General features: G+C 75.8%; 16 protein-coding genes and 1 riboswitch. Of the genes, 8 read left to right on the top strand and 8 right to left on the bottom strand.

The annotated features are described in order from the left end of the window. Positions 1-92 precede the first annotated feature (92 nt). The 3 genes from QI554_RS23820 (at position 93) to QI554_RS23830 (ending at position 7,364) form a co-directional block, all read left to right on the top strand. On the top strand, positions 93-1,787 hold the full coding sequence (locus QI554_RS23820; RefSeq protein WP_281472242.1) for a hypothetical protein: 1,695 nt from the start codon (positions 93-95) through the stop codon (positions 1,785-1,787). Between the two features lie 388 nt (positions 1,788-2,175). Beyond that, complete coding sequence (locus QI554_RS23825) at positions 2,176-6,705, top strand: ATP-binding SpoIIE family protein phosphatase (RefSeq protein ID WP_281472243.1); 4,530 nt, start codon at positions 2,176-2,178, stop codon at positions 6,703-6,705. 284 nt (positions 6,706-6,989) lie between these two features. After that, positions 6,990-7,364, top strand: a complete 375-nt coding sequence (locus tag QI554_RS23830; protein ID WP_281472244.1) for an RNA polymerase-binding protein RbpA — start codon at positions 6,990-6,992, stop codon at positions 7,362-7,364. A gap of 225 nt (positions 7,365-7,589) precedes the next feature. Here QI554_RS23830 and QI554_RS23835 read toward each other — a convergent pair whose 3' ends face one another. Together QI554_RS23835 and QI554_RS23840 are read right to left on the bottom strand one after the other, a co-directional pair. Further along, entirely contained in the window at positions 7,590-8,180 is a 591-nt protein-coding gene (locus QI554_RS23835) for an FxsA family protein (RefSeq protein ID WP_281472245.1), read from the bottom strand. A 137-nt stretch (positions 8,181-8,317) separates the two neighbouring features. Then, a complete protein-coding gene (locus QI554_RS23840; RefSeq protein WP_281472246.1) occupies positions 8,318-9,160 on the bottom strand; it encodes a polyprenol monophosphomannose synthase in 843 nt (280 codons plus the stop codon). A 383-nt stretch (positions 9,161-9,543) separates the two neighbouring features. Here QI554_RS23840 and QI554_RS23845 point away from each other — a divergent pair, with 383 nt between their 5' ends. Next, positions 9,544-9,972 carry a hypothetical protein gene (locus tag QI554_RS23845; protein WP_281472247.1) on the top strand — a complete coding sequence of 143 codons (429 nt, stop codon included), beginning with the start codon at positions 9,544-9,546 and terminating at the stop codon, positions 9,970-9,972. Between the two features lie 590 nt (positions 9,973-10,562). Here QI554_RS23845 and yczR read toward each other — a convergent pair. Next, complete coding sequence (gene yczR, locus QI554_RS23850; RefSeq protein WP_281472248.1) at positions 10,563-12,080, bottom strand: MocR-like transcription factor YczR; 1,518 nt, start codon at positions 12,078-12,080, stop codon at positions 10,563-10,565. 105 nt (positions 12,081-12,185) lie between these two features. Between yczR and yczE the strand changes: the two genes are divergently transcribed. After that, entirely contained in the window at positions 12,186-12,923 is a 738-nt protein-coding gene (gene yczE, locus QI554_RS23855; RefSeq protein ID WP_425528034.1) for a membrane protein YczE, read from the top strand. Here the strand turns inward: yczE and QI554_RS23860 are convergent. After that, positions 12,902-13,198, bottom strand: a complete 297-nt coding sequence (locus QI554_RS23860; RefSeq protein ID WP_281472249.1) for a hypothetical protein — start codon at positions 13,196-13,198, stop codon at positions 12,902-12,904. The two genes, yczE and QI554_RS23860, sit on opposite strands and share 22 nt — an antisense overlap. Before the next feature lie 215 nt (positions 13,199-13,413). Next, entirely contained in the window at positions 13,414-14,172 is a 759-nt protein-coding gene (locus QI554_RS23865; protein ID WP_281472250.1) for an SIR2 family NAD-dependent protein deacylase, read from the bottom strand. 361 nt (positions 14,173-14,533) lie between these two features. On the opposite strand from QI554_RS23865, the gene QI554_RS23870 reads away from it, so the two are divergent. Both QI554_RS23870 and QI554_RS23875 read left to right on the top strand, forming a co-directional pair. After that, the gene (locus QI554_RS23870; protein WP_281472251.1) at positions 14,534-15,088 is read left to right on the top strand and encodes a hypothetical protein; all 555 of its coding nucleotides are present in this window, start codon (positions 14,534-14,536) and stop codon (positions 15,086-15,088) included. Positions 15,089-15,347: 259 nt separating this feature from the next. Further along, positions 15,348-16,313, top strand: coding sequence for a hypothetical protein (locus tag QI554_RS23875; RefSeq protein WP_281472252.1), 966 nt, complete (start codon positions 15,348-15,350; stop codon positions 16,311-16,313). A 169-nt stretch (positions 16,314-16,482) separates the two neighbouring features. Here QI554_RS23875 and QI554_RS23880 read toward each other — a convergent pair whose 3' ends face one another. Both QI554_RS23880 and QI554_RS23885 read right to left on the bottom strand, forming a co-directional pair. Further along, positions 16,483-16,794, bottom strand: a complete 312-nt coding sequence (locus QI554_RS23880; RefSeq protein ID WP_281472253.1) for an AzlD domain-containing protein — start codon at positions 16,792-16,794, stop codon at positions 16,483-16,485. After that, positions 16,794-17,726, bottom strand: coding sequence for an AzlC family ABC transporter permease (locus QI554_RS23885; protein ID WP_425528035.1), 933 nt, complete (start codon positions 17,724-17,726; stop codon positions 16,794-16,796). Before QI554_RS23885 ends, QI554_RS23880 begins: the two co-directional genes overlap by 1 nt. A gap of 340 nt (positions 17,727-18,066) precedes the next feature. Here QI554_RS23885 and QI554_RS23890 point away from each other — a divergent pair, with 340 nt between their 5' ends. Further along, a complete protein-coding gene (locus QI554_RS23890) occupies positions 18,067-18,627 on the top strand; it encodes a helix-turn-helix domain-containing protein (protein ID WP_281472265.1) in 561 nt (186 codons plus the stop codon). A 275-nt stretch (positions 18,628-18,902) separates the two neighbouring features. On the opposite strand, the gene QI554_RS23895 is transcribed toward QI554_RS23890, so the two are convergent. Next, positions 18,903-19,736: a bifunctional 5,10-methylenetetrahydrofolate dehydrogenase/5,10-methenyltetrahydrofolate cyclohydrolase gene (locus QI554_RS23895; RefSeq protein WP_281472266.1), complete on the bottom strand. Its 834-nt coding sequence runs from the start codon at positions 19,734-19,736 to the stop codon at positions 18,903-18,905. 60 nt (positions 19,737-19,796) lie between these two features. After that, positions 19,797-19,883: riboswitch (ZMP/ZTP riboswitch) on the bottom strand. Positions 19,884-20,236 lie beyond the last annotated feature (353 nt).

The following is a 20,236-nucleotide window of genomic DNA, read 5'->3' on the forward strand; positions in this document are numbered from 1 at the left end:
CGACTCGACGACGAGCCGGGGCCTCCTGCGTACCCCCTCGCGTCGACCGCGTGCGCCTACGCGCACGCCCGCACGTTGACAGGAGCACCCCCGTGCCGTCCCCCCTGCCGCCCACCGCCCCCGCCCTGACCCGCCGCGTCGCCTCCGCGACCCGCAGCGGACTCGCCGCCACGAAGGCGACGTTCGCCTCCGGACGCAGCTCCGCGCAGCGCGTGCGCGGGCACGCCCGCGACATGTTCGCGCCGCTCATCCACCTCGGGCGCGGGCTGCGCCGCGAGGTGGCGTGGGCGCGCACCTGGTGGAAGGAGGCGCCGACGGACAAGCGGAAGGCCGCGCTGGTGGGCGTGGCGGCGTCGCTGGTGCTGCTGTACTTCCTGCCGTTCGGGCCGTTCCTGGCACTCGGCGGGGTGATGGCCGGCGCGGCGTGGATGGGCCGGGAGAAGGGGCCCGCGCCGGAGCCGGGCCCGCCGCCCGGGGACGGCCGGCTGCAGGCGATCTACAACGGCCTGGTGCCGCACCTGGCCGACGCGCACGACCCGGCGGGGCCGTTCGTGCCGGGCGGGCAGTGGAAGCAGGCGTTCGAGCACCACGAGTTCGAGGGCGACCAGCTGACCCGGCTCGAGCTGCGCTACTCGCCGTACTTCGCGGACGACGACCCCGAGGCGCGGCAGCGGATCGAGCGGGTCGTGGAGGCGAAGGCGGGGCGGGCGCGCGAGTACCTGTACGGGTGGGACACGGAGAACAACCGGCTGACGGTGGCGGCGCTGCCGCCGCTGCCGGGCCCGGTGCCGGCGCAGCACTACGCGACCGCGGTGTGCGAGATCGTGCTGGGGTTCACGGACGCGACGTCGACGGACCGGCTGATCCCGGTGGCGCTCGACCCGACGCAGCCGGGCCCGCCGTCCCACCAGCTGCCGCCGGTGATCTGGCGGACCGGGACCCGCACGAACGCGCCGCACCTGCTGGCGGTCGCCGGCCCGGCGGCGGGCAAGACGACGCTGCTGCGCACGATCGCCGTGCAGGCGCTGCGGGACGGCGACGTCATCGTGGTGGACGCGACCGGGTCCGGCGACTTCGCGTGCCTGTCGGGGCGGCGCGGGGTGCTGCGGGTGGACGCGAGCGCGCAGGGGGCGCGGGAGACGCTGACGTGGCTGCGGCACGAGGCGGCGCGGCGCGCGGAGGCGATCGGGGCGGCGAAGGCGGCGGGCACGCCGGTGCCGGAGGACGCGCGGCGGCCGCTGTGGGTGCTGCTGGACGAGCCGGCGGAGCTGCTGGGCGAGGACGGCGAGGGCGAACTGCTGGAGCTGCTGGACCTGCCGGTGCGGCTGGGGCGGACGACGCACATCAGCCTGGTGGCGACGGCGCGTCCGGGGCAGCTGGAGCGGCTCCCCTCGGGGCTGCTGGGCGAGACGCACACGCGGCTGACGCTCGGCCCGTTGGAGCCTGAGGCGCTGCACGCGGCGTTGGGGTCGGCGCCGGGGATCACGGGCGGGGACGGGATGCCGGCCGGGCGGGGGTACGCGCGGGTCGGGGCGGGCCCGGTGATCCGGATCCAGACGCCGTACACGCCGGACCCGCTCGAGGACGACACGCCGGACGGGGAGCGGGCGCGGATCCTGGCGCTGCTGCCGGAGCCGGTGGCGAGCGCGGCGGCGGGTCTCGGGGGTTCTGTGGGTTCTGTGGGGTTTGTGGGTGCCGCGGGTTCCGGCGCCGCGGGTGCGGGGGCGGGTTCCGCGGGCAGCGTCGAGGGGACGGGGGGTCCGCTGTCGCTGGCGAAGGCGCCGTGACGCGGCACTGACCCGCTGGCGGATGCTGCGTGCGGCGCGTCCGCCAGCGGCCGACCGCTTCCGCCCCGGACTGATCGGTACTGATCGGTTCGGGGCGGTCGCGTGTATACGGATCCACCCGTACGCGCCCGCGTACGCCCATCCGTGCATGAATCAGCCGAACCCGCCGCATGCGCGCGCGAGGAACGCCATGATGGTGCGGCACAGCGCGCCCCGGCCGCGGGAACCGACGGCTCCCGGGGGCGGCGCGCACGCATGCCCCGAGCCCGAAATATTCACTCGCAAGAGTGAGCCGGCACCCGGCACCGCCTGAGCACCACCTGCCCGCAACCCCGCTCGCCCGACGACAGCGCGCCGCACCGCGGCCGTTTTTTGGACGTGGACGCCCGTGTTCGACCTCGCGAACCTCACCCCCAGCGACCTGGTCGTGTGCGGTTCCGACCTGCGCCAGGCGACCGCCGCCGCCACCACGCCCGACGAGGCCGCCCGCGCGCTAGCCCACCACCTGCGCGCCGCGTTCCGCGACCCGGTCACCGAACGCGCCCAGCTGTCACTCGTCCGCGTGTACGTGACCGCGCGCGACACGGCCGCGCGGCCGGGACTCACCGGCCACGCCGCCCCCGGCGCGGAGCAGGGCACGGGCGAGGACGGCGCGGACGGCGCGGACTTAGGCGGACGCGTCCTCGAACTCCTCGGCTCCGACGGCGCGGCGCCCGGACCGGGGCACCCCGGCGCACCGGAACGCGTGCGGCTGCCGGCACCGGCTACGGCACCCGCACCGACCCCGGCTTCGTCTCCACGCGCCGACTGGACGGCGGGCCCTTCCGACGGCCCGGGCGCCGCACTCCCCCGCATCCCCGAACCCCTGTCCCCACCGGGCCCGTTCCCGCCCACCGGCACCGGCGAACCGCCGTGGGTGCACGCGGCGGCGCTGACCGAACCGCCCACCGCGGACACGGTCGACTGGACGCCGCCGGTGCCGGACGTGACCTCGAGCGGGTCGTGGGCGACGGGACCGGCGGCGGGAGCCGTACCGCAGCCGCCGGCACCCGGGGGCTTCCGCCCGGACCCGCGCGCCGCGTCCACGGAACTCCCCCAGCCGTCCCGCGACCCGGGCACCGCGGCGCCGTCCGCACAGGGCCGCCCCGCCGAGGGCACCAACGGCGTCGGCTCCCCAGGAGGCCCGCCGCACGCACAGCCGACACCCGCGCCCGTGCCCCGGCCGCCGAGCACCCCCGCCCAGGGCACCACGAACGGCGTTGCCCCACCGGGGAATTCGCCACAGGCGGGGATGACGCCCGGGTGGGGGCACGTGCCTGTCACCGCAGGCCCGACCAGCGGCGCTCCGGACACCGGGATTCCGCAGCCGCCCGCCGGCGGCTCCTCCTCGCCCGCCGCCGAAGGCCCGACGCCGGGGGCACCGCCCGGACCTGCATCCGCAGGCGTGTCGCCCGACAGCGCCGCACGGACCGACGCCGGCGAGATGGGCGTGACCGCCGCCGGCTCCGCGCCCGCTCCCGTCGGGATCCCGCAGCCGCCGTCCCTTGGCGGTTCCGCCTTGCCCGCCGTCGAAGGCCCGACGCCAGGGCCACCACCACCCGGCCACGCATCCGCAGGCACGTCGGCCGACAGCGCCGCATGGCCCGCCGCGGGCACGGTGGACATGACCATCGCCGGCTCCGGGCCCGTCCCCCTCGGGATCCCGCGGCCGCCTCGCGCAGGCGGGGATTCCGCGGCGGCCGGGCGAACGTGGGCCGAGGCACCCGCCGCCGCCGGCCCGATCGGCGATCCGTCGACGGAAAGCACCGGGTGGGGGGCCGAACACCCCACGCGCCCGGACGACGCTGCGCCTGGCGTCCCCACCCCGATCGCTCAGCCGCCACGCCCAGGCGAGGATTCCGCCCCGGTCGGGCCGACATGGGCCGATGTGCCCGCTGCGGGCCCGTCCGGGGACGCGCCTGGCGTGTCAACGACGGGGATCCCGCAGCCGCCACGCCCAGTTGGGGATGTCGACCCCGTCGGGCCGACGTCGGCCGATCTGCCGGCCGCTGCGAGCCCGATCGGCGCTGCGTCGGCGGACAGCACCGGGTGGGGGGCCGAGGACCCCACGCGCCGTGCCGACGCCGCGCCCGGCCTTCCGATCGCGGGGATTCCCCAGCCGCTCCCGCCCGCCCCTCCAGCCGCCGCAGTGTCCCCGCGCGCCGAAGTACCGGCCGCCGGGCCACGGTTCGCGCCGTCCGTGCCGTGGGCCGACGACGACGTCGTGCCGCCCACCGAGGGGGTCACCGCGTTCTCCGCGAGCGTCGGGGCGCGGCCGCTCGGTGCGGCGGGGGGCGACGGGGCGTTGCATCCCGCGTTCGAGGCCGTGTTGCGGCAGCTCGGGGTGCTGGGTGCTCCTGCCGCGCCCGGGGGTGGGGGTGGGGGCGGGCTTCCCGTGCCGGTGGCGGGTGGGGCCGGGCCGGGTGGGATGTCCGGGACCGGGGCGTATCCCGCGACCTTCGCCGGGGCTCCGCGCGTCGGCGCCGCGTCGGGAACGTCGGGCGGCCCGGCCCCGGTGGCCATCCCCGGGCCGACGCCCGGTTCGCTGCCCGGCGTGTCGGCCGTGACCGGCACCGCGACGGTCGCCGCCACCTCCGCCGACCTGGTCGCGGGAACGGTGACCGGTCTTCCGCCGGGGCTCGGGCCGGGTCCCGTCGCCGGGGGTCCGGGCGGTGGCGGGACGGTGTCCGGTGTGCCGCTGCGGGGCGCGTACGCCGTCCCCGCGCCTCCGCCGGCGGTCGTGCTGCCGGGGCCCACCTCGCCCGCGGCGTCGAGCCCGGTCGTTCCGTCGGTCCTGTCGGCTCCGTCGGGCGGGCCCGCGCCGCTCGCCGAGGCGTCGCAGGACGGGGCGTGCGACGTCGAGTCGGACCGTTACGCGATCGCGCACATCCCCGACCCGCACACCGGCCTGCACGGCGTCCGCACGGTGCTCGGCTATGCGGGCACGCTGCCGGACGGCGAGGTGTTCGCCGTGGTGCTGTTCACCGGCCGGCACATCCCGGCGCCGGCGGCGGAGCTGCTGCGTTCGCTCGCGGCGGCGTCCCGGCTGGCGCTGCTCCCGGCACCCGCGACGCCGGCGCCGACGCCGCGGGACGGCATGCTGGCGGCGGCGCGCCTGGACGCGTTGGAGCAGCTGCTCGCGGCGACGGAGGACACCACCGTCGAGCAGGCCCGCACGGTGGCGACGTACCGGGGCCGGGTGCGCACCCAGGCCGAGCAGCTGCGCCTGAAGCAGCAGCGGCTCGAGCAGGAGACGAACATCGTCGAGACCCTCTACCGCGTCGGCCAGCAGCTGACGAGTGGTCTGGACCTGGACGCGGTGGTGCAGACGGCGACCGACGCGGCGACGAAGGTGATCGTGGCGGAGCACGGGCTGCTGCTGTACCGGGACGCGGACTGCGAGGCGGGGGCGGAGGGCGCGGACGGGATCCGCTTTGCGGTGTCGTCGCGCGCGTCGGCGGCGCATCCGCTGCTGCCGGATCCGATGGTGCGGCTGACGGGCGCGCACGTGGCGGCGTCGGTGGTGCGGTGCGGGGACCTGGCGGACTATCCGGGGCGCGGGCACCAGGCGCCGGTGGCGTGGTCGCCGGACGCGTTGCCGGTGCGCAGCTACATGGCGGTGCCGGTGGTGTCGCGGGGTGGGGAGCCGCTGGGGTCGTTCGCGTTCTCGCACTCGAAGCCGGACATCTTCACGGAGCGGGACGAGCAGCTGGCGCTGGGCATCGCGGCGCAGGCGGCGTCGGCGATCGAGAACGCGCGGTTGTACCGGCGGGAGCGGGACACGGCGGTGCGGCTGCAGCGCAGTCTGCTGCCGCCGGAGCTGCCGGACATCGACACGCTGGAGGTCGCGTGCCGGTACCTGCCGGGGGCGCGGGGCACGCAGGTGGGTGGTGACTGGTTCGACGTGATCCCGTTGTCGGCGGGGCGGGTCGCGCTGGTGATCGGGGACGTGATGGGGCGCGGGCTGTCGGCGGCGGCGGTGATGGGGCAGCTGCGGGTGGCGGTGCGGGCGTACGCGGTGATGGATCTGCCGCCGGCGCAGGTGATGCGGCATCTGAACCGGTTGTTGGCGGGGATGGGGTCGGACGAGCAGATCACGACGTGCGTGTACGCGGTGTACGACCCGGGGCACGCGGCGATCCGCTGGTCGAACGCGGGGCATCTGCCGCCGGCGCTGGTGTCGGCGGACGGCGAGGTGCGGCTGCTGGACGACGACCTGGGGGTGCCGTTGGGGGTGGAGGGGACGGCGTTCGAGGACGCGGAGATCGCGTTCACGGCGGCGGACCGGCTGCTGCTGTACACGGACGGGCTGGTGGAGCGGCACGACGCGTCGTTGACGGACCGGTTGCGGGCGTTCACGGGGCACATGGCCGCGCACATGGGGGGTGCGGCGCGGCACCGGGACGGGGTGCAGGACGCGTGCGACCGGCTGCTGGGGTCGATGCTGACGGGGCGCGAGCACGACGACGTGGCGCTGCTGCTGGTGCGGGCGTGCGGGGTGCGGGAGCGTTCGGGGTCGTTGGAGCTGCCGCCGTCGCCGCGGGCGGCGCGTGAGGCGCGGTCGTTCACGCGGGGGACGTTGGCGCGGTGGGGGCTGGACGGGTTGGTGGACGCGGCCTGTTCGGTGGTGACGGAGCTGGTGGCGAACGCGGTGGAGCACGCGCGTACGCCGATGGAGCTGCGGTTGCGGCACCGGTCGGGGCGGCTGGTGGTGCAGGTGGCGGACCACGACGGGCGGCTGCCGCGGCGGATCACGGCGGCGGAGGGGGACGAGCGGCACCGGGGGCTGATGATCGTGGCGGCGTTGGCGGCGGACTGGGGGGTGCGGCCGACGGACGCGGGGAAGGTCGTGTGGGCGGAGCTGACGGACCGGGCGTGAGGGCGATCGGATCTGACCGATATGTATCCTGCACGCCGGTGGTTGTGGCGGTGTTTGCGTCCGTGAACCGACCGTTTTGCGCGGGCATTGAGGCCCAAAAAGACACAACGCGCATCCGAGATGTGATGAAAAGCCCGAATACGGGTAGTTACCTCGGCGATGCAGCGTCCCGGGTTCGTGTTGCCCGGCACAACCGGGAATCTTCGGGGCCTGCGGCACGTTGATCGAACGAACGAGGCAGCCACGGCTGTCCAGTGGACATCAAGCCCAGGAGGCACGATTTCATGAGTGAGCGAGCTCTCCGCGGCACGCGCCTCGGCGCCACCAGCTACGAGACCGACCGTGGAATCGACCTTGCCCCGCGGCGGACCGTCGAATACGCGTGTCCGCGCGGCCACCGCTTCGAGATGCCGTTCTCCGTCGAGGCGGAGATCCCCCCGGTCTGGGAGTGCCGCAGCTGCGGCATGGTCGCCCAGCTGGTGGACGGCGCCCCGCCGGAGGAGAAGAAGAACAAGCCCGCGCGTACGCACTGGGACATGCTGATGGAGCGCCGCACCCGCGAGGAGCTGGAAGAGGTCCTCGCCGAACGCCTGGCCGTCCTCCGGTCCGGCGGCATCGACCTCCACCACGACCCGCGCGACAACCGCAAGACCGCCTGACCCACCCGCCCCGCCCACGACGCGGAAAGGCCCGGGCCGCACGGAGCACGACTCCGAAGCGGCCCGGGCCTTCGTACGTCCTGGGGGCGGGCGTGGGCTGTGTCGGGGGTCCTGTCCCCCCGGCGCCCCGCTTCGCCGTGCTCGCGGCCGTGACCGTCCCCGGACAGCGGAACGGGGCCGGACGTCTCCGCCCGGCCCCGTTCTCGTTTCCGCTTTTCGTATCCGTCAGCCGGTGAGACGACCCGGCCCCGGGGCGTCGTCCTGCGGGCGCCACACGCGGGCGTCGTCCGGGTCGATGACCTCGCCCTGGACGACCTTGCCGTCCTGGGCGTGCATGCGGACCTGCTCGCGGACCTGCCACGCGGCGCCGCCGACCTTGGTGCGGCGGACGACCTGGCCCGCCACCGTGCCGCCGATCAGACGGCGGACCAGCGGCCGGGTGAACGGCAGGACGCACAGCAGGCCCAGCACATCCGAGATGAACCCGGGGATCATCAGGAGCACGCCGCCGAGGACCACCAGCCCGGCGTCCGCCGCCGCGCGTCCCGGATCGGCCGGGGTGCCGCCCGGCACCGGTGCGGGGCCCGCGCCGGACGCGGGGTAGCCGGCGGCCTGCATCGCGGCCTCGGTGGAGGCGCGCAGCTTCAGCAGCGCGCGTCGGCCCTCGTAGCGGATCGCCAGCGCGCCGGCGATCACGCCCGCGAGCAGGAGCAGCACGGTGTTGCCGACGCCGATCGCGGTGCTGACGCGGCTCATCAGGTAGATCTCGGCGATCGGGAACGCGACGAGCGGGATGAGGACGGCTGCGCGACGCATCGGGGACGGGTCTCCTTCCGGTCCGGCGGGCGCGGCGGGCGGGTGCCCGCCGCGTGGCCGGACATCCCCGTTCCCGGGGCGGGTGGGAACCGCTTCCGGGACCGGGGCCTGTTCTTTCTGCTGTATGTAGTGACGCTTCAGCCGCGCTCGGTGTTCCCGGCGGCCTTGTCACCCGCGCCACTTTGGGCGTCGGCCCCGGCGTCGCGCGGCTTGCCGATCTTCTTGACGCGCTCGGCCTGGCGGCCCGCGCCCCACGCGGTGACGCGCCACAGCGCCTCGACGAGGATCGCGCGGCTCATCTTGCTGTTGCCCCGCTCGCGCTCGACGAACGTGATCGGCACCTCGACGACGCGGAAGCCCTTCTTGACCGCGCGCCACGCCAGGTCGACCTGGAAGCAGTACCCCGCGGAGGCGACGGTGTCCATGTCGATGCCGAGCAGCGTCTCCTTGCGGAACGCGCGGAACCCGCCGGTGATGTCGCGCAGCTCCAGGCCGAGCATCGTGCGCGAGTAGAAGCTGCCGCCGCGCGAGATGAACTTGCGGCTCGCGGGCCAGTTGACGATCGCGCCGCCCGGCACCCAGCGGGAACCGAGGACCAGGTCGGCGTCGCGGACGGCCTCCAGCAGGCGCGGGAGCTGCTCGGGCTGGTGGGAGCCGTCGGCGTCCATCTCGACGAGGATGTCGTAGCCGCGGTCGATGCCCCAGTGGAACCCGGCCAGGTAGGCGGCGCCGAGGCCCTCCTTGCCCTTGCGGTGCAGGACCTGGACGTGCGGGTCGTGCTCGGCGATCCCGTCGGCGATGGCGCCGGTGCCGTCGGGGCTGTTGTCGTCCGCGATCAGGACGTCGACCTCGGGAGTGGCGGCGCGGACCCGGCCCACGATCTCGGCGATGTTCTCGGCCTCGTTGTAGGTGGGGATGATGACGAGCACCTTGCCCAGGTCCCCGAGGCTGAACGTAGCGGGCTGGTGCGGCGTGCTCACATCGTCTCCTTCATGGGATTGCGTCGGCTGCGACCGTACAACGTCGCGGGCTTGCCCGTGGTTGCGCGCCCACCCTGAGACACGAGGCGCCGGTCCCGCGCGCCGCCCCACGCTCCCTCTGTGGCCGACCCCTACCCGGCTTGCGACCCGACAGTCGCCCGTCCCCGCCGCCGCGGCACCGCAGCGCCCTCGACGACGATGCGTCACGCGAACGAGCGACCTGAACACAACGTTTCGGCACGGGCCGTCGCGCTGGGCGACCTCGGGGGGAACACCGGGCGCCGAGTGTTCGCTCTGGTGCGCCCCCACGGAGCAACCGCGCGCCGGGCCCCGCTGTCACGAAGCAGGGGTGGCGGGGGCTGGCGTTCCGACAGCATGGCCCCATGACGCGAGACACAGCGACGCACGACGAACGAATCCAGGTTCTGGAGGCGGAGGCGTTCCGCACCGGCCGTACCCTGGCCGAGTACAGCCAACAGCTCAAGACCATCAGCGAGGCACAGATCACCGGGTTCCGGAACATCGACTCCCTGGCCGACGCCATCGGCGCGCCCGGGGACCGCAGCATCGCCGAGCGCCTGGACACCGTCGAACGCGTCATGACCGAACGGCTGGATGCCGTCGACGGGCGTTTGAACGGCCTCGACGGGCGCCTTGACGACGTCAACGGGCGTCTTGACGGCCTCGACGGGCGACTTGACGGCCTCGATGGGCGTTTGAACGGCCTCGACGGTCGTCTTGACGGCGTTGAACGCCTCCTCTTCGCGCTCGCCCGCGCCCAGGGCATCGACCCGGACGACCTGGCCGGCTGACCGGCCGCGCCGCGCGGGTGTCCGGACCGGTTCGGGGCCGGCTCATGCGTGGCGTCTGTGTTCCGCTCTCTCGTCGGGCGTTCGTCGGGTGGGGCCCGGCCGTCCTTCGGGCCGGCGCCGGACCGGCTGGCTGCGCGGTCGCGGGGCCGTTGTCTACTGGGCGGCCGGGTCCCCCCGGGTCGCACCGTCCGGCGGGTCGGCGCTCGCGGGCGGCGCGGCAGGCGCACGGGTGCTGCCGCGTCGGCCCGCTCCCCCGGGGTCGTGCGCGCGGGGCCGGGTCTGGCGTCGGGCGGCCCGCGGCGGGTGCCGTGGGGCGCCGTGGGCCCGGTGGCGCGCACGGTTCCCGGGAGGTTTTCCCGGTCGGTCGTCCTGCGGTGGACGGGAGCGAACGTAGCGGGCGGGGCGGGCGGGGTGTCAACACCGCCGTGACCTGGGGTGTTGTCGTGTTCGTGCTGGTCAGGCCGGGGTGCGGGGCGGGTGCGGGCGTGGGTGGCGGCGGCGGATCGACCGCCGTTCGGCGCAGTGGTCACCCGTTCGGCCGCGCGTCGGCGCCCGTCCGGCGGACGCCGTGCGCAGCGGGGCGGGTGGGGTCAGGCGACGCAGCCGGTGAAGGCGGGGGCGAGGACGGCGTCGGTGCGGGTGCGGCCGGTCTCGGCGGCGGCGATGGCGAGGCGGCGGACGGCCTCGGTGAGGGTGGCCTGGTCGAGGGTGTAGGGCAGGCGCAGGTGGCGTTCGAAGGCGCCGGTGGTGCCGAACAGGGTGCCGGGGGCGACGCGCAGGCCGTGGCGTCCGGCGGCCTCGGCCAGGACGGTCGTGGAGAGGCTGTCGGTGTGCGCCCACAGGGACAGTCCGCCGGGCGGGGTGTGGAACGTCCAGTCGGGCAGGTGGGTGCGGAGCAGCCCGGCGAGGTGGTCGCGGGCGTCGCGGATGCCGGGGAGGCGTTCGTCGAGGATGGCGTCGGCGTGGTCGGCGATCAGGTAGTGCAGGACGAGCTGGTCGAGCACGGGGGCGGCGACGTCGAGCCCGGCGCGGGTGCTGACGAGGCGGCGGACCAGGTCGGGGGTGCCGCGGATCCAGCCGATGCGCAGGCCGCCCCAGAACGACTTGCCGGCGGAGCCGATGGTGACGACGGTGCCGCTGCGGTCGTGCGCGGCCATCGGCGCGGGGTGGTCGGGGTGCGGGAGGCGCGGGACGTCGAGCGCGAGGTCGGCGCAGGTCTCGTCGGCGACGAGGGTGGTGCCGGTGGAGCGGGCGAGGTCGATGAGGGTGCGGCGGGTGTCGGGGTCGGCGAGGTGGCCGGTGGGGTTCTGGTAGTCGGGGATGAGGTACGCGGCGCGGGGTCCGGCGGCGCGGAGGGCGTCGTGCCAGGCGGGGAGGTCCCAGCCGTGCTCGCCCATGGGGACGGGCACGGTGCGGCCGCCCTGGGCGCGGATGGCTTCGAGGGCGTTGGCGTAGGTGGGTGACTCGACGGCGACGCGGTCGCCGGGGTGCAGGAGGGTCCGCAGCACGAGCACCCAGGCGGACAGCGCGCCGCTGGTGACGATGATCTGGTCGGGCGTGGTGGGGGCGCCGCGGCGGGTGTAGCGCTCGGCGATCGTCTCGCGCAGGAGCGGCAGGCCGGCGGGGTGGTAGCCGTGCGCGGCGGTGTACGCGGGGAGCGCGTCGGCGGCGTCGGCCACGGCGCGGTGGAGGTGGCGGCCGGGCCCGGGGAGGGCGGCGACGGCGAGGTCGATGGTGCCGGTCAGGGTGGTGGGCACCAGGGCGCGGGTGGGCGGCTCGGGGTGGTGCGTGGGGAGCGCGGTCCACGAGCCGGAGCCCCGGCGGGAGATCAGGTAGCCGTCGGTGCGCAGCAGGTCGTAGGCGGCGGCGACGGTGGTGCGGGAGACGCCGAGGCGGTCGGCGAGGCCGCGTTCGGCGGGGAGCCGGGCGGTGAGCGGGAGGCGGCCGTCGAGGACGAGCGCGCGGATGCGTTCGGCGAGCGCGCGGTAGGCGGGCGTGCCGCCGGGTCCGGGCCGCGCCGCGGCGGGGAGGACGGCCGTGGCCGTGGTGGCGGGGCGCAGGAGGTCGGCCAGGCGGGCGCTGCTGACGGTGAGGTGCTGGGTGCTCATCAGTCCACTCCTGTGCGATTGGCCGTGGATTAAGGGGCCGCTTGGCGAGAGTCTCTCACCAATGGCCCCTTTTCGGGGAGCCGGGTGCGGGAGGGGCGCGGACAGGTGGACTGGTTGTTGGGGCGACGGCTCGTGCAGTTGTACGCCGGCCTGGGGCTGTACGGGTTCAGCATGGCGCTGATGATCCGCGCCGGGCTCGGCCTGGATCCGTGGGACGTGTTCCACCAGGGGCTGCAGGAGCGTACGCCGCTGAGCTTCGGCACGGTCACGGTGGTGGTGGGCGCGGCGGTGCTGCTGCTGTGGTGGCCGCTGCGGCAGTGGCCGGGCCTGGGCACGGTGTCCAACGTCGTGGTGATCGGCGTGTCCGTCGACGCGTCGCTGGCGGTCCTGCCGGACGCGGACGGGCTCGCGTGGCAGTCGGTGTTCATGGTCGCGTCGGTGGTGCTGAACGCGGTGGCGGGCGGCATGTACATCGGCGCGCGGTTCGGCGCGGGCCCCCGCGACGGGCTCATGACCGGCCTGGTGGCCCGCACCGGGCGGTCGGTGCGCCTGGTGCGGACCTGCATCGAGGTGAGCGTCCTGGCCGCCGGACTGGCACTGGGCGGGTCGGCCGGCGTGGGCACGGTGGTGTACGCGCTGGGGATCGGGCCGCTGGTGCAGATCTTCCTGCCGCTGTTCACGGTCCCGAAGCGGGACGCGGACGCGGCTCCCGCCGCGGGCCCGGTGCCGGACGCCCGGCCGGGCCCCGCCCTGGACGTGCCGGAGCCCGGCCGGGTCGCGGCCGGGCTCGCGGAGACGGGCGGTGTGGCGGTGCCGGCCGGTCAGGCGCCGGGCAGCCAGTAGGCGTGGACCTGGCTCACGACCGGCTCGGGCGCCTGGCCCCCGGGCGGCGGGGCCACGCCTACCTCGGCCGCGATGGGCATCATGCGGGCCTGGAAGGCCTCGAGCGCGTCGGTGGACTCCCACAGGTCGCTGATCTGCATGCCGCCGTCGACGGGCACGGCGACGTGCGCGAGACAGCCGGCGAAGATGCCGGGCGCGTGCTTCTGCAGCGCGGCGTTGAGGGTGTCGTACTGGTCGGTGCTCATGGGCACGGTCATCTGGAACAGGACGGCCACGGGGCCTCCGCAACGGTGAGTCGGTACGAACGGAACGGGGCGCGGCCTCCGCGGGCCGTCGGCGGCCGGGCCGTGCCCGGTCGCCGACGCCCGGCGGGGGCGCCCCGTGGTCCCACTGTCCCCCCGCCCCGGGCTGTTTTCGCGACGCAGCCCCGCACTGTCCGCCATACGGAGCACCCCGCGCCCGGGTCCCGGCGGCGGGCGCCCGCGCCGGCTCAGGCCGGCCGAACGCCGCGTCCGGCGATCAGGTCGGCGGCGAGGCGGGGCAGGGCGGTGCCGATGGGCTCGCGGACGACCGCGGTGGCGAGGTCGTCGTACGGCGTCGGGTGGGCGTTGACGACGACCAGGTCCGCGCCGGACTCGACGGCGGCCGCGCACAGGCCCGCGGCCGGTTCGACGACCAGCGACGAGCCGACCGCGAGCAGCAGGTCGCAGCCGCGGGCGAGCGCGGTGGCGTGGCCGAAGACCGCGCGGTCGAGGTGGTCGCCGAAGAACACCGCGTCGGGCACGAGGAGGCCCCCGCAGTCCCGGCAGGCCGGCTCGGGGCGGCTGGGGCCCGCGCGGCGGACGAGGGCGAGGACCTCGGGGGTGGGACGGCGGTGCCCGCAGACGCAGCGGGTGGTCGCGACGGTGCCGTGGACCTCCAGGACCGTCGCGGGTGTGGAGCCCGCCGCCTGGTGGAGGCCGTCGACGTTCTGCGTGACGACGCCCCGCAGCAGGCCCGCGTGTTCGAGGTCGACGAGGGCGCGGTGCGCGGCGTTCGGGGCGGGCGCGTGGTCGTAGGCGTCGGCGCACATGTCCCAGAACCTGCGGCGCGCGGTCGGGTCGGTCAGGAACGCCTTGCGGGTGACGCTGCGCACCGCGCCGGGGTCGCGGGCCCAGACGCCGTCGGGGCTGCGGAAGTCGGGGACGCCGGAGTCGGTCGAGATGCCGGCGCCGGTGAGGGCGACGACGCGCTGGTAGGTGTCGGGCACGGCGCCGCACGGTAGCGGGGCCGCCGCGCGGGGCGCGACCGATGAGCCGCCGGGTACGGCCGGGCGGCCCGGGACGGGCCTCGCGGCGGGGGCGGCGGCGGGGGCGGCGATCATCCACTTTGCGATGCCAGGACCGTCGTTCGGGATGTCCGCGGAGGGTGATCAAGGGGCCGCCGTATTCTGGAATTTTTCTCCCGCGGGCGCGAATTCCAAAAAGCCGGATGCCGTCTTGATCCTTTTCTTCGGCGGGCATTCGAAAGCTCAGGCGAAGCTCAAATCCCGAAATTCGATCTCGGGAATTCGCTTTCCTCGTCGCAGCACCCGGCCGGCCGCGGCCGGGGGTAACGGGAGGAGCGTAAAGATGCGCGGAAAAACCCGGTACGGAGCACTCGCGGGCGTGCTCGCCCTCGGCGCCGGCCTGCTGCTCGCCCCGTCGGCGAGCGCGAGCGAGCAGTCGCCGACGGGCTGCCCGCCGGACACCTGGTACAAGGTGACCCAGGTCAAGCTCTCCTACGAGGCGGTCGGCAACACGGCCGGCAAGTACAACTCGAGCGGCAGCAACGCGATCCTGCGCTACGACCTGACCACCACGAAGTCCAAGACCACGGGCTGGGAGTTCTCCGGCGGCGGGTCGCTGAGCTGGGGCATCGGCCAGGTCGAGGCCAAGACCAGCTACAACGTGCAGTGGAGCACCACCACCGGCGTGACGGTGGCCAACACCATCAACGTGCCGGGCCACAGCTACGGCTACACCACGCCCAAGATCGAGCGCCGCAGGTTCGTCATCGACAAGTACCAGGACACCGCCTCCTGCGGGGCGCGTTTCCTGTACACGATGGGCACCCTGAACGCGATCACCGCATTCCCGTTCTTCTCCGAGTGCACCGCGAGGTCGGCCTGTACGCCCAAGCCGTGACCTGAGCCGTGGGACCGGCGGTTTTTCCGCCGGTCCCGCGGGTGATTTCCGGAATCCGATTTCGGCGCGAAAGGGAATAGCGGTGAAACGGCAGGGTGGGTGGCGGAGCGGTGCCCGGAAAAGGCGCCGAACGGTGTGCGTAATAGCCGCGGCGGTCCTCGCGGGCCCGGCTCTCGCGGGCTGCGGCGGAGGCGGCGGCGGAAACGCGGGGAACGCGGGGAACGCGGAGAGCACAGCGCCGCGCGGCATCGTGGTGGAGGTGGACGGCGACATCCTCGTCCTCGACCGGACGGACGCCGAGCCGCGCACGGTCGTGGCGCGCCCCGACGGCGTCGACGTCGCCGCGGGCCGCCTGGCCGCCGACTTCGCGGGCCGCAGGCAGCTCCCCGCGGGCGACCTGGTCGGGCTGCGCGACGGCACGCTCATCTCGGTCGTCGTCGGCAAGCCGGAGGAGGCGGTGCTGCTCGCGCCGGCCAGCAGCTGGTTCGCGGGCGCCGACGGCACGGTGGTGTGGGCGGTCACGCAGGCGCCGCCCGACCAGGCGTGCGCGGGCGAGCAGGTCCCCGAGCCGCTGAGGCGGCAGTTCGCCATGAACGACTTCGCCCCGAACGGCCGCCCGGGCCGGCACGCCGTGGTGCTGCCGTGCGGCTTCGAGCCGGTCGCCGACACCCCGCAGGGCGTCGTCGCGCAGCGGGCCACCGCCGCGGCCCCGCGCCCGGCGCTGGTCGTGATGGACAGGCAGGGCACGGCCGCCGCGGCGACCGTCACCGAGGACGGCGAGGCGCTCGCCGCCGCCGGCACCCGCGTGGTGTGGAAGGACAACGGCTGCGCCCGGGAGCCGTGCACGCAGGTGTACGACACCGCCAAGGGCCGCTCGGCGCCGCTGCCCGCGTGCGCGGCGGGCCCGGTCGCCGGGCGGGGCGTCATCGACGCGACGGGCCGACGCTACGCGGGCATCGTGCGTGCCGCCGACGGCAGCCGCCTGGCTGTCCTGGACCTCGACGGCGGCACCTGCACCGACCTCGGGCCCGTCGGCCTCACCCCCGCCGACAACGACCTCGACCACGCCGTCGCGGCGAGCTGGTCGGGCGCGAACCTCCTCGTCCTCGACAGCAGGACGGGCGCGCTGACCAGCCACAACGCCGCGACCCACCGCACCGAGACGCGGGCCAGGCCGCTCCGGATCACCGAGGGGGCGCAGGTCTGGGGCGCGCTGCCGGCGTAAGCCGCGTTCGCTGACGTCCGCGGACGCGCCGGGCGGCGGGAGGAGTTGGAGGTCGACTGCCCGGTGGTGCTGACGGACGACGCGGGCGCCACGGTCGGCACGGCGAACGTCGTCATGCTGGTGCGGCCCCGTCGCGCGGCGGGCTGACCCCGCCCCGGCTCGGTCCGCGCTATGCGACGCCGAGCAGGCGCAGCACCGCCGTCGTGGCGGCCGCCGCGATGACGACGAGCGGGAACGGGGCCCGCCGCAGGACGAGCACGCCGGCCACCGCGACCCCGGCCGGGCGGGCGTACCCCGCGAAGCCGTGCCCCTGCGTCACGGCGGAACTCGCCACCAGCGCGGTGAGCAGCACGGTCGCGGCGACGGCGAGGAGGGCCTGCGCCCGGTCGGGCAGCTGGACGCGGCCGTGCAGGACGGGGCCGGCGAGGCGGAACGCGAACGTCCCCGCGGCCAGGGCGGCGATGGCGTAGAGCGGGAGCATCAGCGGGCCTTCCTCGGGGACGCGGACGGTGCGAGCGGTGCGGGCGGTGCGGGCGGTGCCGACTGGGTGGCCGGGGTGGCACGCCCCGGCTGGAGGGTCGGTGGCGGCGCCTGGGCCGGGGACGACGCGGGCAGGGCCTCGGGCTCGGCGGGGGTGTGCGGGCGCGGCGTCTCGGCGTCCCGCGCGGCGGGTTCGGGGGCGTCGGAGGCCGGGGCGGCGGCCTGGTCCTTGCCGGGCGCGCGTCGGCCCAGGGCGAGTGCGAGGCCGCTCAGGGCGAGCAGCACGGGGACGCCTGCGGGCAGGAACGGCGCGGCGGCCAGGCTCACGGCGGCGCCGGCGAGGGCCGCGCGGCGGGTGGCCGGTTCGGCGGCCAGGGTGGGCCACACCAGGGCGAGCAGGACGGCGGGGAACGCGGCGTCCAGGCCCAGCGCGTCGGTGTCGCCGATGGCGCTCCCGGCGGCGGCGCCGGCGACGACGGCGAGGTTCCAGGCGGTGAACAGCGCGATGCCGCACGTCCAGAACACGGCGCGGCGGCGGGCCGGGTCGGTCTCCTGGAGGGCGAAGGCGACGTTCTCGTCGGTGGTGAGGTGGGCGCCGATCACGCGGCGGAGCGGGCCGCGTCCGAGGGTGTCGGAGACGGCGAACCCGAAGGCGAGCAGGCGGGTGTTGAGGACGAGCCCGGTCGCGACGGCCGCGGCGGGGCCGCCGCCGGAGAGCACGACGCCGACGGCGGCGAACTGCGCGCCCCCGGCGAAGACGAGCACGGACATGGCCACGGGGATCCACCAGGCCAGCCCGCCGGACACCGCGATGGCGCCGAACGAGGCGCCCACAAGGGCGTCCGCGACGCAGACCAGGGCGATGTCGCGGACGGTCGCGCGGTCGAGGGTGTGCCAGGGGGCCCACGAGGGTGTTCGCCATATCGAACGCATGGCCCGTAGAATGAACGCCAGAGTGAGTGTTCGTCAAGGCGAACACCTAGACCGCTGGAGCGAACGCATGGTGGATGGCCCCGAGGCACCGGCCCGCACGCACGACGACGACGGCACGGCGGCGCGCGGACGGACGCGGTCCCGACGGGGCCGGGGAGCGGCGGAGGCCGCCCCGGCGCCGGAAGCGCCCCGAGGCGCCGCGGACGGGACCGCGTCCCCGGACGCCGCCGCGGCGAGCCCTGCCACGGACCCGGCCCCGACGGACCCCGAAGGCAACACCGCCCCGCACTCCTGGGACGACGACGTCGCCGGCCCCGCGTACCGCCGCGCCGCGGGCCCCGTGCACTCCTCCCCGCAGGACGTCGTCGCGCAGATCGCCGCCGCCGTGCGCCGCGAACGCGAGCGCGCCGGCGTGTCCCTGACCGAGCTCGCGCGCCGCGCCGGGATCGCGAAGTCCACGCTGTCCCAGCTCGAGTCCGGCGCCGGGAACCCGAGCGTGGAGGTGCTGTGGGCGCTCGGCACCGCGCTGGGCGTCCCGTTCAGCCGCCTCGTCGACCCGCCGCGCCCCCGGGTGCGGGTGGTGCGCGCGGGCGAGGGCCAGGCCACGTACTCGGAGCGCGCCGACTACGCGGTGACGCTGCTGGCGTCCTGCCCGCCGAACGCCCGCCGCGACCTGTTCCGCATCACCGCCCAGCCGGGCGACGCGCGCACCTCGGAGCCGCACATCCCCGGGTCCGTCGAACACGTGTGGATCGGCGCGGGGCGTGCGCTCGTCGGGCCCGCGGACGACCCCGTCGAGCTGGGCCCCGGCGACTACATCGCCTACGCGGGCGACGCCCCGCACGTGTTCCGCGCGCTCGAGCCGGGGACGACGGCGGTCATCGTGATGGAGCACGTCTGACGCCGCACGTCTAGCGTCGCGGTCTGACGAGCACCTCGGACGCACGCGCGCCCGGGCAGCGCGGCGGACGCCGGACCGGCGGCCGGGCGGGCCGGCCGCCAAGCGCCCGCAGCCGCGCGAGGAGTTCGCGCCTCGCGCTCCCCGCCTGCGTGAGCGCGCGATCGGTAGGCCCGCGCCGGCCGGCCGCTCGGCCGGCGGCAGCCGCGAGGGCCGCAGCCGCGCCCGACCGCGCGGGGCGGTGCGCGCGAACCGCGGGGTCGGGCGACTCCCGCGACTCAGGCGACGCCGAGCTGCGCCCGGGCCGCGTCCACCGTCTGGGCCAGCAGCACGGCGATCGTCATCGGGCCGACGCCGCCCGGCACCGGGGTGATCAGGCCCGCGCGCAGGCGCGCCGTCTCGAAGGCGACGTCGCCGATGTTGCCCGGGCTGTAGCCGGCGTCGACGACGACCGCGCCGGGCTTGATGTCCTCCCCCGCGATGAACCGCGGCCGGCCGACGGCGGCGACCAGGACGTCCGCCTCGCGCACGATCGACCGCAGGTCCTTCGTCCGCGAATGGCAGTACGTCACCGTGGCGTTCCGGCCCAGCAGCAGCATGCCCGCGGGCTTGCCGAGGATCGCGCTGCGGCCCACCACGACGGCGTGCCGGCCGGCCAGGTCGACGTCGTACGCGTCCAGCAGCCGCAGGATCCCGCCCGGCGTGCACGACACGAACCCGGGCAGCCCGAACGCCATCGCCGCGAACGAGTGCATGGTGACGCCGTCGACGTCCTTGCCCGGCGCGATCGCCTCGAACGCGGCGCGCTCGTCGATGTGGTCGCCGACGGGGTGCTGCAGCAGGATGCCGTGCACCGACGGGTCGGCCGACAGCCCCTCGACCGCCTCGACGAGGCCGGCCGTGCTGATCGACGCGGGCAGCGGGACGTGCCGCGACTCGATGCCGGCCTGGGCGCAGCGGTTCCGCTTCATGCGGACGTAGGTGACGGACGCCGGGTCCTCGCCGACCAGCACGGTCGCGATGCAGGGCGCGGTCCCGGTGCGTTCGGTGAGCTCCGCGGCGGCGGCCGCGGTGGCGTCGGTGATGCGGCGGGCGACGGCGGTGCCGTCCATCAGACGCGCGCCGGGGGTCTCGGACGAGGTCTCAACCACGGGATGCTCCTGGGCTGTTCGACGCATCGCCCAGGCGCACGGCATCCGACTCGGTGTCAGGCTGCTCCCCGGTGGTACTCCACCTCAGCGCCAGTCACGGCCCGCCGTTCAGCGTAATGGACGGGGGACGGATGCGGCGCGGCCCGGCGTGGGTTCGGCCTGGGATGTGGCGGGTGGCGCACCGCCGACGCGCGAGCCGGCGGCCGGCTGTTCGGGGGTGCGGCCCGCTCCGTCGCGGAGTCGCGTCGTCGGCGTGCGAGCCAGCCGCCATCTTCGTTGCCGGCCTCGCCTGTTGCGGCGTGGACGTCGAAGACCATGCACGGTCCCCCGGCCTGTCTGCCGGCGGTGTCCTGGCGCCCCTCCCGACTTTTGATGGTCCGCGCGGCCGACCGGCTGTCAAGCCGCGGTGAACCAGTCATCAACAGGTGGCCTGTCCCGGGGTGGAGGGGGCGGCTTGACAG

It is taken from the genome of Yinghuangia seranimata, assembly GCF_029953285.1.
Classification (GTDB): domain Bacteria; phylum Actinomycetota; class Actinomycetes; order Streptomycetales; family Streptomycetaceae; genus Yinghuangia; species Yinghuangia seranimata.